This is a genomic window from Saccharopolyspora erythraea, from assembly GCF_018141105.1.
In the GTDB taxonomy this organism is placed as follows: domain Bacteria; phylum Actinomycetota; class Actinomycetes; order Mycobacteriales; family Pseudonocardiaceae; genus Saccharopolyspora_D; species Saccharopolyspora_D erythraea_A.
The window spans coordinates 1,211,688-1,226,216 of record NZ_CP054839.1 but is presented as its reverse complement, the minus strand read 5'-3'; the positions used below and the strand labels follow the sequence as shown (position 1 = coordinate 1,226,216).

12 protein-coding genes, 1 tRNA gene and 1 other RNA gene are annotated in these 14,529 nt (G+C 71.1%); 6 read left to right on the top strand and 8 right to left on the bottom strand.

Annotated elements, in window-relative coordinates:
- Positions 1-32: 32 nt before the first annotated feature.
- The gene (locus tag HUO13_RS05640) at positions 33-776 is read left to right on the top strand and encodes an alpha/beta fold hydrolase (protein ID WP_249124474.1); all 744 of its coding nucleotides are present in this window, start codon (positions 33-35) and stop codon (positions 774-776) included.
- Between the two features lie 199 nt (positions 777-975).
- On the opposite strand, the gene HUO13_RS05635 is transcribed toward HUO13_RS05640, so the two are convergent.
- Positions 976-1,048 (bottom strand) — tRNA-Ala (locus HUO13_RS05635).
- Positions 1,049-1,197: 149 nt separating this feature from the next.
- Between HUO13_RS05635 and HUO13_RS05630 the strand changes: the two genes are divergently transcribed.
- Positions 1,198-2,538 (top strand): phenylacetate--CoA ligase family protein, encoded by a 1,341-nt coding sequence (locus HUO13_RS05630; protein WP_249124473.1) that lies wholly within the window; start codon positions 1,198-1,200, stop codon positions 2,536-2,538.
- 6 nt (positions 2,539-2,544) lie between these two features.
- On the opposite strand, the gene HUO13_RS05625 is transcribed toward HUO13_RS05630, so the two are convergent.
- From HUO13_RS05625 to HUO13_RS05610, 4 genes are all read right to left on the bottom strand, one after another.
- Positions 2,545-3,882, bottom strand: a complete 1,338-nt coding sequence (locus tag HUO13_RS05625) for an NAD(P)/FAD-dependent oxidoreductase (protein ID WP_211900413.1) — start codon at positions 3,880-3,882, stop codon at positions 2,545-2,547.
- Complete coding sequence (locus HUO13_RS05620; protein WP_211900412.1) at positions 3,875-4,114, bottom strand: DUF6158 family protein; 240 nt, start codon at positions 4,112-4,114, stop codon at positions 3,875-3,877. Before HUO13_RS05620 ends, HUO13_RS05625 begins: the two co-directional genes overlap by 8 nt.
- Positions 4,115-4,329: 215 nt before the next feature.
- Complete coding sequence (locus HUO13_RS05615) at positions 4,330-5,526, bottom strand: MFS transporter (protein WP_211900411.1); 1,197 nt, start codon at positions 5,524-5,526, stop codon at positions 4,330-4,332.
- Positions 5,527-5,879: 353 nt separating this feature from the next.
- A complete protein-coding gene (locus HUO13_RS05610; protein ID WP_211900410.1) occupies positions 5,880-6,710 on the bottom strand; it encodes a GNAT family N-acetyltransferase in 831 nt (276 codons plus the stop codon).
- A gap of 97 nt (positions 6,711-6,807) precedes the next feature.
- Between HUO13_RS05610 and HUO13_RS05605 the strand changes: the two genes are divergently transcribed.
- The 3 genes from HUO13_RS05605 to HUO13_RS05595 all read left to right on the top strand — a co-directional run bounded on the left by HUO13_RS05605 (position 6,808) and on the right by HUO13_RS05595 (position 11,670).
- On the top strand, positions 6,808-8,547 hold the full coding sequence (locus tag HUO13_RS05605; protein ID WP_211900409.1) for a DUF885 domain-containing protein: 1,740 nt from the start codon (positions 6,808-6,810) through the stop codon (positions 8,545-8,547).
- A 213-nt stretch (positions 8,548-8,760) separates the two neighbouring features.
- A complete protein-coding gene (locus HUO13_RS05600; RefSeq protein WP_211900408.1) occupies positions 8,761-10,737 on the top strand; it encodes a UvrD-helicase domain-containing protein in 1,977 nt (658 codons plus the stop codon).
- 213 nt (positions 10,738-10,950) lie between these two features.
- Complete coding sequence (locus tag HUO13_RS05595) at positions 10,951-11,670, top strand: cysteine hydrolase family protein (RefSeq protein ID WP_211900407.1); 720 nt, start codon at positions 10,951-10,953, stop codon at positions 11,668-11,670.
- On the opposite strand, the gene HUO13_RS05590 is transcribed toward HUO13_RS05595, so the two are convergent.
- Entirely contained in the window at positions 11,645-12,106 is a 462-nt protein-coding gene (locus tag HUO13_RS05590; RefSeq protein WP_249124472.1) for a MarR family winged helix-turn-helix transcriptional regulator, read from the bottom strand. The genes HUO13_RS05595 and HUO13_RS05590 overlap by 26 nt on opposite strands.
- 187 nt (positions 12,107-12,293) lie before the next feature.
- Here HUO13_RS05590 and HUO13_RS05585 point away from each other — a divergent pair, with 187 nt between their 5' ends.
- Positions 12,294-12,686 (top strand): hypothetical protein, encoded by a 393-nt coding sequence (locus tag HUO13_RS05585; RefSeq protein WP_211900406.1) that lies wholly within the window; start codon positions 12,294-12,296, stop codon positions 12,684-12,686.
- Positions 12,687-13,063: 377 nt separating this feature from the next.
- Here HUO13_RS05585 and ssrA read toward each other — a convergent pair.
- Together ssrA and HUO13_RS05575 are read right to left on the bottom strand one after the other, a co-directional pair.
- Positions 13,064-13,434: a transfer-messenger RNA gene (gene ssrA / locus HUO13_RS05580) on the bottom strand.
- Positions 13,435-13,532: 98 nt separating this feature from the next.
- On the bottom strand, positions 13,533-14,528 hold the full coding sequence (locus HUO13_RS05575; RefSeq protein WP_249124471.1) for an amidohydrolase family protein: 996 nt from the start codon (positions 14,526-14,528) through the stop codon (positions 13,533-13,535).
- Position 14,529: the final 1 nt, after the last annotated feature.

The window sequence follows — 14,529 nt, the reverse complement described above, 5'->3', positions numbered from 1 at the left end:
GCTACCTGACCGCAGGGCAGGACGGCCCGGCCGTGTTGCTGCTGCACGGAACGTATTGGAGCCGGGTGTGGCTTCCTGTGCTCGGCCGTCTCGCGGAGGCGGGGCTGCGGCCCCTTGCGGTCGATCTCCCCGGACTGGGGCGCTCTGGGGGCGAACTCACCCCGGAGACGGCCACGGTCCCGGCCCTTGCCGACTGGGTCGCGCGATTCGCGTCCGCGCTGCAGATCTCCGGGCCGATCGCCGTGGCAGGCCATGACATCGGCGGCGCCATCGCCCAGCACCTCCTCGCCCACGGTCAACTGGAGGTGCACCGGCTGGCCTTGGTCAACTCGGTCACCTACGACTCCTGGCCCGCGCCCCACGTGGCCCGGTTCCGCGACCCGGTGGTCGCCGCATCGACCACCGCCGACGAACTTCTCGCCGCCCGCCGGCAGGCCGTGACATCGGCGCTTGCCGGTGCCGCCACCGAGCAGCTGATCGCCGACTACCTGGATCCGTGGACCGATCCGCGGGTCCGCCGCTCCTGGCTGGCGATGGCGGGCGCGGCCGACAGCCGCTACACCCTTGATCTCGTTCCCGCGCTGAAGCGGTCCACAACCCCCAAGTTGCTGATCTGGGGAGAGGACGACAGCTTCGAAACTGTGGAGCACGCCGAGAAGTTCGCTTCGGAGATCCCGGGAACCACGCTCATGCGCATCCCGGAAGCAGACCACATCCCAACGGAGAACGCCCCGGGCCAGATCGCCCACGCCCTCATCGATTTCTTCACGACATAACGGCCTTGTTCTTCTGCACGGCTGTTGTGCCGCCAAACGTGCGGCGATCGTTCCGCAAGGCTGTCAAGGCGAGTGGGTTCGACCGGAAGGCTTGGACGCCGCTCGAAACGCGCCATCGCGCGAAGAGCCGTAGTCGCTCAACAAAGCAGCGGGGCCGATGCTCTCGCGAACATCGGCCCCGCTACCTGCGATTGTGAAGTGGAGCTGACGGGATTCGAACCCGTGACCCCTTGACTGCCAGTCAAGTGCGCTACCAGCTGCGCCACAGCCCCATGTTCTGTTCTCCCGAGACTCCCGGTTCCTTTCGGCCTCGTTCATCTCGTGCCTGCATACAGTACAACAGCCCGCGGAACCCCTTCGCAGGGGGGTCCCCCTGGTTGGATCTACCCAGCGTGCAGGCCGCTCTGCTACACCGTGGGTCGTGACCACAGCACAGCGCGTGTCGCCTCCGCTGGCGGCTCCGGCGGCCGAGGGCTGCGACCCGGAACGCCGTCGTGAGCAGCAGGAACGCCGCCTGCGGCGGCTCGTCGACCGGCTGCTGGCGGCCGACGGGGTGCAGGCGGGCCGACTGCGGGAGGCGGGGGTGGGCGCCGGTGCCGATGTCGGCCTCGACGACCTGCACCGCCTGCCGTACGTCACCAAGCAGGACTTCTGGGACCACTACCCGTTCGGGCTCCGCACGGCGCCGGCCTCCGACGTCGTGTGCGTGCACGGCACCTCCGGCACGCTCGGACGCCAGACGCTGGTGCCCTACACCTCCCACGACGTCGAGGTGTGGTCGGAGGTGATGGCCAGGGCGCTGGGCGGGGCGGGTGTGACCCGCCGGAGCCTGGTGCACTGCGCCTACGGCTACGGCCTGTTCACCGGCGGGCTCGGGTTCCACCACGGCGTGATGCGGCTGGGCGCGGCCGTGCTGCCGGTGTCCAGCGGTGGCACCGACATGCAGCTGCGGCTGATGCTCGACCTGGGACCGGACGTGTTGTGCTGCACGCCTTCCTACGGCATCTACCTCGGCGAGTCGTTCCGCTCGACGGGCATCACCTCCGACCAGCTCTCGCTGCGGGTGGGCCTGTTCGGGGCGGAGCCGTGGACCGAGCAGATGCGGGTGGAGATCGAACGCCTGCTCGGGATACGCGCGCTCAACATCTACGGGCTCACCGAGATCATCGGCCCGGGCGTCGCTTGCGAGTCGCTGGACTCCGAGGGCCTGCTCAACATCGCCGAGGACCACTTCTACCCGGAGGTCGTCGGCGTCGACGGCGAGCCGGTGCCCGACGGCGAGCCGGGCGAGCTGGTGTTCACGACGCTGACCAAGACCGGTCTGCCGCTGCTGCGCTACCGGACCGGCGACATCGCCGCGCTCTGCGGCCCGGTGCCGGGCTCGGCGCGCACGCTGCGCCGGATGAGCCGGGTCATCGGCCGCGCCGACGACATGCTGATCATCCGGGGCGTCAACGTTTTCCCCAGCGAGGTGGAGGCGGTGCTGCTGGAGGACCGGCGGGTGGCGCCGCACTACATGGTCATCGAGGACCGCCGCGACTCCTCTCGTCCGGAACTGCTGGTCGCGGTGGAGCCCTACGACGAGGGCGGCGACGTCCCCGTCCTGGAGACCGACCTCGCCGCGGCGCTCGCGGAACGGCTGGGCCTCAGCTGCGTGGTCCGGGTGCTCCAGCCCGGCAGCATCCCGCGGGCGACCAACGGCAAAGCCCGGCGCGTGGTGCGCTGGAGCCACGGTCTTGCCCCGCTGCCAGGACTGGAGTGACGGCCATCACCCGGCTTGCCCGTGGCTGCTGGGCAGCCCGCGCGTGTTCGCGGCCTTGACGAACTCCGAGCGCGGGTCGTGCAGTTCGCCCAGCGCGACGACCTGGCGCTTGAACGGCAGCTCCAGCATCCAGTCCCCGGCGATGCGCGCCTTGTGCGAGAGGGTCGGCATCTTCGCCAGGTGGTACACGCGGTGCAGCAGCCACGCGGGGAAGCCCTTCAGCTTGACGCCGTAGACCTCCGCCGCGCCCTGGAACAATCCGAGCCCGGCGACCGAACCGGCGTACTTGTGCCGGTAGTTCTGGAGCTGCTTGCCGCGCAGGCGCGCCACGAGGTTGTCGGCGAGCACCTTGGCCTGCCGCACGGCGTGCTGGGCCGACGGCGCGCATTTCGCGTCGGCGGCGTCCTTGGTGAGGTCGGGCACGGCCGCGCAGTCCCCGGCGGCGAAGACGTCGGTGGTGCCTCGCACCTGGAGTTTGGCCGTGCAGTCCAGACGTCCTCTCTCGTCGCGCGGCAGGTCGCTGGCCTCCAGCATCGGGTGCGGCTTGACCCCGGCCGTCCAGACGATGGTGTCGGCGTCGAACTCGTCTCCGTCGGAGAGCACGACACGGCCGTCCTCCATGCTCTTGGCCTGGGTGTTGAGCTTGACCTCGATGCCGCGCTCCTCGAGCCTGCGCTTGGTGTACTCGCCCATCGGGGCGCTGACCTCGGGCATGATCCGCCCCATCGCCTCGACCAGCACCCACCGCATGTCCTGCGGCTCGAGGTTCGGGTAGTCGCGGATGGCGTAGCGGGCCATGCTCTCCAGCTCCGCCAGGGCTTCGATCCCGGCGTAGCCGCCGCCGACGAACATGAAGGTCAGGAGCCTGCGCCGCAGTGCTTCGTCGGTGGTGCTGGCCGCGATGTCCAGCCGCGACAGCACGTGGTTGCGCAGGTAGATAGCCTCCCCGATGGTCTTGAACCCGACACCGCGCTCGGCCAGTCCGGGAATCGGCAGCGCCTTGGAGATCGAGCCGGGCGCGACGACGAGGAAGTCGTAGTGGAGCTGTTCGACGGTGCCGTCGCCGAGGGTGGTCGTCAGCGTCCGGGTGCTGTGGTCGATCGACGAGACCTGGGCGGTGAGGACCTCGCTCTTGCGCAGCGCCTCCCGCAGGGGGACCACGACGTGGCGCGGCTCGAGCGAGCCGGCCGCCGCTTCGGGCAGGAACGGCTGGTAGGTCATGTGCGGCTGGGTGTCGATCACCGTGACCCGGGCCTCACCGTCGTGGAGCAGGCGCTGCAGCCGCAACGCCAGCGTCAGGCCGGTGTGGCCGCCACCGATGATGACGATGCGCGGCTCATGCATTCTGCGACTCCCCCCTGGCACCTTCGCGGGTCCGCCTGGGATCGACATCGCGGTCGGGGTGCCTGCGCACGTACTCCTGCTCCAGTTCGAAGGTGCGGGCGGTGTGCTCACGCAGCGCCTCCGGCGAGCCGTGCAGGAAGGTGTCGTGGCGTGTCTGGTGCAGGTGTTTGAGCTCGCGCAGGAGATCCGCTTCCGACAGCTCGCTGCCGGGGATCCCGGTGATCATGCTCATGTCGTCCTCCCTGCGCTCTGGGCACGCCGAAGGAGCGGCGTCGGAACCTGTCGTCGCGGGAGTACCCCGGCCACGCTCGATCAACACCCGGGCCAGGCTCCAGGCACCCTCGCGCCCAGGCAGGCGGGGCCGTGGTTCTCATCCCGTCGATCTGGCGCCAGCCCGATCAGACCGGGTCAAGGGGCCCGCCAGCGCGGTGAGCCTCCGCCAAGCCCTCAGTCCGCCACCCGCGTCGTCCTCGGCACCTCGGGGCCTTCGTCGAGGTGGCCGGCCTCCGCTGCCACGCTCTCCTGGGCCGATGCCGTCACCTCGAACCTCGTCTCGGGGGCGCGCAGCCACACCAGCAGCGCCAGCACGGAGGTCAGGCCGGTCACCGCGAAGGCCATCTGGAACGACACCGCGTCCGCGATGACACCGGCGATCAGCGGGCCGAGGATCGCTCCCACGTCCGCCGCCATCTGGAACGTCGCCAGCACCGGTCCGCCCTTGCCCTTCGCGCCGACCACGTCTGCCACGGACGCGTTCTGCGCGGGGTTGAGCAGTCCGGCTCCGACGCCGGCGATCAGCGAGCAGGCCAGCAGCCACGGCACCGAGTCGCTGAACCCGAGTGCCGCGCTGCCCAGCGCCGAGATCGTGAGCCCGGCGAACACCATCGGTTTGCGTCCGCGCTGGTCGGAGATGCGCCCCGAGATCATCAGCACGGCCGCGTTGCCCACGGCGAACACCGACAGGGCCACGCCCGCCATGGCCTGCGTCGACCGCAGGGCCTCGACGACGAACAGCGGCACGAGCGCGACCCGCACGCCGTACACGGCCCAGCCGTTGCTGAAGTTCGACAGCAGGGCTGCCTGGTAGGCACGGTGGCGCAATGCCTCGCGGACCGTGAGGGGCGGGACGGTGTTGTCCCGGTCGGGTGCCGCGAGGGTGGAGTTGCGCAGCATGAGCCATCCGACCATCGCCGCGATGAAGAGCGTCGCGCCGTAGGTCAGGAACGGCAGTCGCAGGGAGAAGCCGACCATGAAGCCGCCGATGATCGGCCCGGAGATGTTGCCGAGCAGGAAGCTCGTCGCCCACAGCCCCGACGCCCGTCCGCGCAGGTGCGGCGGCGCGAGGCGGACCAGCAGCGCGACGACCGAGACCGTGAACATCGTCGATCCGGTGCCGCCGAGGGCGCGGAAGACCAGCAGCTGCCAGTAGGACTCGGCGAACGCGCATGCGGCGGTGCTCGCCGCGACGATGAGGATGCCCCAGACGTAGAGGGGGCGTTCCCCGAAACGCGACACCAGCCTGCCGCTGACCGGCGCGAAGGCCAGCCGCATGAATGCGAAGGCGCTGATGACGAACGAGGCCGCCGTGACGCCCACGTCGAAGCTGGCGGCGAAGGCGGGCAGCGCGGGCGCCACGATGCCCATGCCGATCGCGACGATGAAGCTTCCGACGACGAGGATCCAGATTTCCCGGGGTAGCGCTGTGGTACCGGTGCCTTCCGCTTGCTTCGAATCCGTCGCAGCCGCACTGCTGGGCACCCCGGGACCCCCCTTGTCTTTTTAGCCGAACTAAGCGAAGCAGACCGCAGCGGATCGGTCAATCCGGATGCGGCCACCGCTCCCCGTCGCCCCTCGCCCGATCCGCTTCGTGCCGACCGAGCGGAACAGACCAAAGTCCCCGCGACGAGGCTCCGCCACTACCTCGAATGCAGGTCAGCCCGCCGTAATAACAGCCACGGATACGACCCCGCCGTATTGGCGTGACCGCCCGGTAGCCCTCACCCCAGCAGCTCGTCCACCCGGCGCGCGTAGGCCGTGACGCCGTAGGCGGGCTCGAAGCCGCAGGACTCGGCGAAGCGCTCCGACGGCTTGCTCTCGTCGCCGTGGGCGACGACGAGCCGCGCGCCGCGCTCGCGGAGCTCGCTCACCGCGGCGCAGACCAGCCCGCGCCCGATGCCCCTGCGCCTGCGGCCGGGCCGCACGATGACCTGCTCGACCAGTCCGACGCCGTGCTCGGTGAAGCCCTGCACGAAGCCCGCGATGCGTTCCGCGCCGGCGTCGGGGTCGTCGACGACGTGGAGCACGCAGCGGGCGTCGTCGACGCGGTGCCCGAGGTTGCGGACCAGCCGGGTCTCGGCCGTCGTGGACAGGCCCGCGTCGTCGGCCACCAGTTCGGCGATGCCCGGCAGGTCCGCGTCGACCGCCGGCCGCGTCGAGACGTAGGAGACCTGCTCGGAGCGGTGCAGCAGGGCCAGGCTCTCGTCGACCGCCCGCCAGCCCGCGTCGTCGGCGATGCCCTCGATCTCCGCGACCGTCGCGGGCGAGGCGTAGACGAGCGCCTCGGGGCGTCCGGCCTCGGCGAAGACGTCCTCCAGCAGGAGCAGCGTGCTGGCCACCTCCGCCAGCGTCCCCCAGAGTGCGCAGGCGTGGTTGGCGGTCGGCAGCGGGTTGTCCTGGTTGAGCACCAGCGACGCCGCACCGACCCGGGTGCGCATCCCGTAGCGGATCGCCGCCGAGGACATCCGCGCGTTCTCGACAAGTCCCGCGAGCATGCGGGCCTGCCTGGGTTCCAGCAGGTCTTCGTCGTCCGGATCGTGCAGCGGGTCCACACCCCCATTGTCGAGCCCGCCCCTCCGACCGGCCCAACCGCATCCGCCGTGGCCCGAACCCGGCTCCGCTCCCCCTCCGCTGCGGCAGGATGCGGTGATGACCACGGCGTCGCAGCTCGCCGACGAGCTGCTGGACATCATCTTCGACCGCGACCCGGTGCGAGCGACCCTCGCCGGCAACCGGGACCGCGACGAGTCGCTACCCGCCCTCGATCCGGACGGCGAGAGCGCGCTGCGCTCCCGGCTCGTCGCCGTCCGCGACCGCGCCGCGGCCCAGCCGCCCACGCCGGCCCACCTCCGCGACCACGCCACAGCCCAGCGCCGCGCCGAGCCGCCTGCGCCATCCGCCTCCACCGCCGCCCGTGGCCACTCCACCGCGAACACCCCGTTCACCGACCGCCTGACGATCTCCGTCGTAACGCAGCAGGCCGACGCGCTGATCGCCCAGATCGACGCGAAAGCACCCGAGTACGCCATCAACGGCTCGCTGTTCGCGCCGGTCGCCGGGTTGCTGTTCCACCTGAGCCAGGTGCCGAACGCCGACGCCGTCCAGGCTCGGGCGTTCCTGCGCCGCCTCGACGGGATTCCCGCGTTCACCGACTCCGCCGCCCACCGGCACCTCATCGGGCTGGAGTCTGGTCGGCTCCCGGTTCGCCGCCTGGTCATCGAAGCGGTCGAGCACCTCGACCGCCACCTCGCCGCGCCCGCGTCCGATCCCCTGCTCGCGCCGGAAATGCACGGCGCCGACCTGGAAGCCGAGCGCGTGCGGCTGCTGGAGACCGGGGTCCGCCCCGCCCTGCGGCGCTACCGGGACGTGCTCGCCACCGAGATCGCGCCGCACGCCCGGCCTGACGACGAGCCCGGCCTGTGCTGGCTCCCGGGCGGCCGGGAGATCTACCGCCGACTGGTCCGCGTCCACACCACCACCGACCGGACGCCGCTCGAACTACACGAAACCGGCGTCGCGATGCTCGCCGAGCTGAAGGGCGAGTACGCCGAGTTCGGCCGGCGCGCACTGGGGGTCAGCGACCCCGCCGAGATCGTGCGCCTGCTTCGCCGCGACCCGCCGCGCCGCTGGCGCGACGGGCCCGAACTGCTCCAGGCCGCCCGGGAGGCGATCGCAAGGGCGGAATCGGTGGCCCCCGAGTGGTTCGGGCGCCTGCCAGCGAAGCGCTGCGAGGTCCAGGCGGTGCACGAGTCCAGCGGTTCGTCGACGCCGCCCGCCTTCTACGTGCCGCCGTCGCTGGACGGTTCCCGTCCGGGCACCTACTTCGCCGCGACCGACCGCGCCGAGCAGCGCAGCCGCCACACCGCGGAGGTCATCGCCTTCCACGAGGGCGTTCCGGGCCACCACATGCAGCTCAGCCTGGCGCAGGAGCTCGGCGACCTGCCGATGCTGCGCAGGCTGCTGGAAACCCCGGCCTGCGTCGAGGGATGGGCGCTGTACACCGAGCGCCTGGCCGGCGAGATGGGGCTGTACTCCGACGACCTGCAACGTCTCGGCATGGTCAGCGAGGACGCGCTGCGCGCCGCGCGGCTGGTGGTCGACACCGGGCTGCACGAGTTCGGCTGGTCCCGCCGGCAGGCCGTCGAACACATGCTGGAGCACACCACGCTGACCCCGCTCGAGGTCGAGGACGAGGTCGACCGCTACATCGTGCTGCCCGGTCAGCCGCTGTCCTACATGACCGGACGGCTGGAGATCGAGCGGATCAGGGACGAGGCGCGGCGTCGCCTCGGCGGGCGCTTCGACATCCGGGCGTTCCACGACGCGGTCCTCGGCCACGGTGCGCTACCGCTGTCCACCTTGGACTGGGCGATGGGAGAGTTGTTGTAGTTCCCGTTGCGGCATCCGGGTGAAACGCATGCGGCCCCTGCGACATCCAGGTGATACATCGCCGAGCTGCTCGAAAACGCCGTGGAACTCTCTAATGTCGGTGTCGAGGGGTGCGCTTGGGTCGAGCCGGGGAGGCGCCATGGCCGTTCAGCTCCCGAATCCGGTCATGGGCACCGACCGGGCGGCGCTCTTGCACGCGGTCGTGGGGGCACCATGACCGGCACCTTCAACCACCGCGACGAACGCCTGCGCCGGCAGGCGCAGCAGGAGCTCCAGGCACGCCCGCCGCTTCCGACCTGGCAGCGGCGCGTGGTCGAGCGGTTCGCCGTGGAGCGCGGCACCGGCTGGTACACGCTGCTCAGCCAGTTCGCCCCGGACACCCCGCCGAACAGGCCCGACGTCGTGCTCTCCGGTCCCCAGGGCGTGCTCGCCGTAATGCTGCGGGAGGAGGAGCCGGCGTGGGAGGACTCCCGCGCCGCGTTCGTCTGGACCGCCGAGCTGCTGGCCGGTGTACCCACCCCGCACGGGATGCTGACCGAAGCGGCGCTGCGGACGGTCGTGGTCGTCCCCGCGCACGCGGGACGAGCGCGCAGCGGCCACAGCGGGGAGCACCTGCTGATCGCGGAGAACGAGCTGGACCGCGTCCTCGTCGGCGGCGAACGCGTCCTCGAGGCCGCGGACGCGCTGTCGGTGGCCCGTCACCTCGGCAACAGCACTTTCGACCTGACGCCGATCGGCTGGAACGCGCAGCACATCCCGGCCCAGCGCGGGGCGGGTGAGACCGGCGTCTCCGGCCGCTCCTCCGGTCTGTTCGAGGTGGCCCAGCTGCGCGAGGAGCGCTTCGAGCGCGCCGTGCGCGGTCCGTTCCAGGACTGGCGGATCTTCCTCGACGACAGCCAGCTCGGGCTGGTCCGCAGGCAGTACTCCGGACCGGCGCGCATCACCGGCCCGGCGGGCACCGGCAAGACCGTGCTCGCGCTGCACCGCCTGGCATACCTCGCGCGGCGCAGCACCGGCGAGCTCCTCTACACCACGCACCTGCGGAACCTGCCGCGGATCGCCGAGAAGCAGTTCCGCTCCCTGGCTGAGCAGGTCCGCGACCGCGTCCGGTTCCAGCACCTGCACGGCTGGGCCAGGGAGTTCCTCGTCGAGCGCGGGCGCGACGCCGAGGTCGACGAGCAGCAGATCGACGAGGCCTTCCGCGCCGTGTGGGAACGGACCGGGGCCGGCGGTCCGCTGGCCACCGCCCGGCCCTCGCGTGCGTACTGGAAGGACGAGATCGACCGCGTGATCAAGGGCCGCGGCCTGGGCACGCTGGAGGCGTACCGGCACGCCCCGCGCCGGGGCCGCGGCGGCAACCTGACGCCGGGTTTCCGGGCGCACGTCTGGGAGTTCTACTGCGAGTACGAGCGCGAACTGTCCGAACGCGGGGTCTACGACCACAACGACGTGCTGATGCGCGCGCTGGACGAGCTGGGGCGCAGGCCGCTGGAGCGGCGCTTCACCGCGGTGGTGGTGGACGAGGTCCAGGACCTGACGCTCATCGGGTTGCGGCTGGTGCACGCCATCAGCGGTGACGCCCCGAACCAGTTGCTGCTGGTCGGCGACGGTCAGCAGCAGATCTACGCGGGCGGCTGGCGGCTGTCGGAGGCCGGGATCTCGCTGAGCGGGCGCGGAGAGGTGCTGCGCCGCAACTACCGCAACCGCACCACGATCGTCGACGAGGCGTGCGATTTCGATGCGGTGAACCGCTTCGACGACCTCGACGGCGGACCGGCCGTCACGATGCGCTCCGCGCTGCCGGTGCTCGGCGGCGGACGCGCCGTGCACTGGCACGGTGCGGACCAGGAGGACGCGCTGGTCGACGCGCTGCGGGCGCTCGACGACCCCTCGGACGCGGCGGTGCTGACCCGCACGAACAACGCAGCCGCGCACTGGGAGCAAGTGTTGCGGCAGGCCGGTTTCCAGGTGAGTCCGCTGGACCGCTGGGAGGGCGGACCGTCCGCGGCGGTGCACGTGGGCACGGTGCACCGGGCCAAGGGCACCGAGTTCCGCTCCGTCTTCCTGCCCGACGAGCCGCGGCCGGTGACCAGCTACCGCGAGGAGGCCGAAGCCGGACAGCGGCAGGCGCTCGTGGCGGTGACCCGCGCCCGCGACTACGTCTGGATCGGCAAGGTCGAGACCCGCTGAACCGGGGGCGCTCCGCCAGGTGCCCTGCGGTTCCGCTGAACGTCGGGCCCGCTGATCTGCCGGAAATCCCTCGGTTCCCGCCCCCTTCCCGATAGCGGGCCACTCGCAACTCCCCGCACACCGCTGCGCGAAGCAGTGGCGCGGGTGGTCCGCATCTACCTATATTCAGTCACGAATCTTGACTATCAAGTCTCGTGATGAAAGCAGGTCGCCATGTCCCCGTCGCTCCACGCGTCGCTCCACGCGTCGCTCCACGCCAAGCCGCAGGAGATCGAACTGGACACCGCCGAAACCGCGGTCCTGGTGATCGACATGCAGAACGACTTCGCGGCCGAAGGCGGGCTGGGAGGCCTCGCCGGCAACGACATCGGGCCAGTGCGGGCGACGATCGGCCCGATCGCCCGGGTCTGCGCCACCGCGCGGGCGGTCGGCATCCCCGTCGTCTACCTGCAGCACGGGTACCTGCCCGACCTGTCCGACCTCGGGCCCGCGCGCTCGAAGAACCGCATCGCCCACGACGCCGTCGAGGTCGGCCGGCGGGTCCGGACTCCGGACGGCGGGGAGGGCCGCCTTCTCGTGCACGGCACGTGGAACACCGAGATCCTGCCCGAGCTCGCGCCTGAGCCCAACGACGTCGTCGTGCGCAAGAACCGCTACAGCGGCTTCTACGGAACCGAACTGGACGCCGTGCTCCGCCGGTTCGGCGTCACCAACCTGCTCGTCACCGGCTGCACGACCAGCGTGTGCGTGGAGTCGACCGTGCGCGACGCGATGTTCCGCGACTACGTGCCGGTCGTGCTCGAGGACTGCACCAGCGAGCCGATGAGCCGCGCCAACCACGACGCGTCGCTCGCCGTCATCGAGCGCAACCTCGGCTGGGTCGCCGACTCCGAGGGGTTCGTGCGGGCTATCGAGACCGCTGCCGCTCGGTGACCGCGCGCAGGTCGTCCTTGAACCGCGCATAGCGCTGCGGTGGCAAGGCCCGCGCGTGCCGGTGCTCGATCGCGGCGATGACGGCGTCGGCCTCGCGCTGCTCGGCCCGTCCGCGCTCGGTCGGCACCACGAGCTTGGCCCTGCGGTCGGCCGGGTCCGGCCTGCGCTCCACGTAGCCGAGCGCTTCCAGCTCGTCGACGATGGTGCCGATGATCTGCTTGTGCTGCCCGGAAAGCCGGGCCAGCTCGCTGGCCCGCAAACCGGACTCGTCCAGGTAGGCCAGCACGGCGCCGTGGCGCGGCGTCAGGTCGTCGTAGCCGCGCTCGGCCAGCGTGTCGAACAGCTCACGCTGGAGCGCGAACAGCAGCCGGGCGCTCAGCGCGACCAGGTCCGGGTCCGAGGTCATCCGGCCGGCCCGCCGATCGTTGCCTGACACCACTACGTCTCCCACCGCCTAGCCCGCGGGCAGTCTAGCCCGCAGCACCCGGACGCCCGCGGCAGTCACGCCGGATGGACCACTGTGGACGATCGCCGGACGCGCACCCGGTAGGGCGATTCCTCCTCGGCGGGACAGGCGCTGCAATAGGCTCGGCGACGGAATTTTCGCCGGACTGGGAGGAAACGTGGCTACCTGGCAGGACCTGATCGCCTTCGTGCGGACCGAGTACCGCGTCATCGAGGACGGCGACGACGAGCTGAGGATCCTCATCGAGTACGAGGACGGCCGCAGCCAGGTCATCATCCTCGCCCACGAGCTGCTCGACAGCCACGAGGACTGGGTGCAGGTGGCGTCGGTGTGCGGACGGGTCGCCGACGTCGACCTGAAGCGCCTGCTGGAGGAGATCGGCCAGACCTCGGTGGTCTGCGGCGCGGCGATCATGGGCGACCACGTCGTGCTGCGGCACGCCCTGCCGCTGGAGAACCTCGACATCAACGAGTTCACCGACCCCCTCACCTTCGTGGCCGACACCGCCGACCAGCTGGAGGAGCTGTTCTTCGGCGGCGACGGCTACTGAAACGTCGCCGACCATCCCCACCGGCCGGCACCGACCGGCACGGCGTCCCCACCACGCCGTAGCCACTGGACCACGCACTGCCGCCGGGCCACCCGGCCAACACATATGCCCATGCGCATATATCGCCAAAGCAACGCCGCCGTGAAGCCAGCAAGGCGACCAGCCGGTCCCCGACCACAGGCAAAGACGCGACATGGGGGGCCAAAGCCACCGAAGAGGGCGATGAGGTGGGGCTGGTCCAGAACCAGGCCGGGAACGCCCCGAACCTGAGAAGCCGACGAGAGCCCCCACCGCACCGTGGGGGCCTACGGGGGCTCGGCCCCCGTACAAAAAACAAGGAGCCTGGAAGGCGCCCGCCAGGGCGCCGAACAGGCTCCAAGTGGAGGTGCCGGGAATCGAACCCGGGTCCTCCGCCGCTTCACCAAGACTTCTCCGTGCGCAGTTCGCTGTGCCTCTGCTTGGCTCCACCGGTCTCACGAACCAGCCGGTGTGACGAGCCCAGCCGCTGTTTGATGTCCCGCCAGGTTCCGCGGCCGAACCTGGCGGTAAGAGCCTCCTAGCTGATGCCGGATTCCGGGTCGGAGGCGCTCCCGGTCCGACAGAGTCGCTCCTCGCTCAGGCGGCGAGGGCGAACTCGCGCTGACTCTTGTCGGCGCTTATTTGGTTGCGGCGACGCTTTCGGTGGTCTTCCGCCTGCACCGGCACGCTTCCCTTGGATCAACGTACGGAGTCGAAACCGTTCACCCCCCTGTCGAGTGGCTGCTGCCGGGTGGCTCGTCCTTCGAACCACTGAACAACAGGATAACGCCCGCCGTCCGGACGATCATTCCCATATCCCCGAAGCGATCAGGACAGCACTCCCAGCAGGCGTCCCGGCGTGTCGTGGAGCACAGCACGCAGGAACGACGTCCCCAGCCGGTCGTCGGCCGCCGCCCATCCCGCGATGGCCGCCAGCTGCTCGGCGTAGGGGTACGGGATGTTCGGGAAGTCGGTGCCCAGGACCACCCGGTCCCCCACGTCCGCCAGCCGCGCCGGCCAGTCGGGCGGCAGCGGCGACATCTTCTCGCTGAAGGCGACACCCACCATCGTCGTGTCCAGATGCACCCTCGGGTACTTCTCGACCATCCTCAACGCGTCGTCGTACTCGGGCATTCCCGCGTGCGCGAGCACTGCCACCAGGCGCGGGTGGCGGGCCAAGACCTCGCGGAAGACCTCCAGCCCGGTGTGCGCGCCGCGCAGCGGCCCGTGCCCGCAGTGCACGACCGCCGGGATGCCTGCCTCGGCCAGCAGGCCCCACGCCGGGTCCAGCAGCGGGTCCCTCGGGTCGAACCCGCCGACCTGGACGTGCACCTTGACGCACCGAGCACCGGCCTCGACGGCGGCCGCGAGGGAGCCGTGCGCGCCGGGTTCCGGGTACATCGTGGCCGTGGGCACCGCCCCCGGGGTGCGGCGGCCGAAGTCCAGCGCCCACTCGGTGAGCCAGGCCGCCATGCCCGGTTTGTGCGGGTAGACCAGGGGCGCGAACGTCGTCACCCCTAGGTCGCGCAGCACCCGCAACCGGGTCGGTTCCGGATGGCGGTAGTGGATCGGCCACTCGACGCCGTAGTGGGTACGCGCCTGGTCGAAGTAGGCCCAGACCTTGTGCAGCACCTGGTCCGGCAGGAAGTGGGTGTGCAGGTCGATCAGCCCGGGAATGCCGAGCCCGGCCAGCCACGCCGGAACGTCGGCGTCGGTGGCCGGCCCCACAGGGCCGGACCCGACCGCCGAGCCCACGGACCCCGTCTCCGGATCCGGCCCGGCGTCCGGCCCGGACCCGGCCGCGGGCCGCGCAGCCCCGCCCATC

Bases quoted from the DNA above. Each gene is read 5' to 3' on its own strand.
- HUO13_RS05615 (WP_211900411.1), bottom strand. From the start codon at position 5,526: ATGGGCATCGTGGCGCCCGCGCTGCCCGCCTTCGCCGCCAGCTTCGAC.
- HUO13_RS05575 (WP_249124471.1), bottom strand. From the start codon at position 14,528: ATGGGCGGGGCTGCGCGGCCCGCGGCCGGGTCCGGGCCGGACGCCGGG.
- HUO13_RS05595 (WP_211900407.1), top strand. From the start codon at position 10,951: ATGTCCCCGTCGCTCCACGCGTCGCTCCACGCGTCGCTCCACGCCAAG.
- HUO13_RS05625 (WP_211900413.1), bottom strand. From the start codon at position 3,882: ATGCATGAGCCGCGCATCGTCATCATCGGTGGCGGCCACACCGGCCTG.
- HUO13_RS05605 (WP_211900409.1), top strand. From the start codon at position 6,808: ATGACCACGGCGTCGCAGCTCGCCGACGAGCTGCTGGACATCATCTTC.
- HUO13_RS05600 (WP_211900408.1), top strand. From the start codon at position 8,761: ATGACCGGCACCTTCAACCACCGCGACGAACGCCTGCGCCGGCAGGCG.
- HUO13_RS05620 (WP_211900412.1), bottom strand. From the start codon at position 4,114: ATGAGCATGATCACCGGGATCCCCGGCAGCGAGCTGTCGGAAGCGGAT.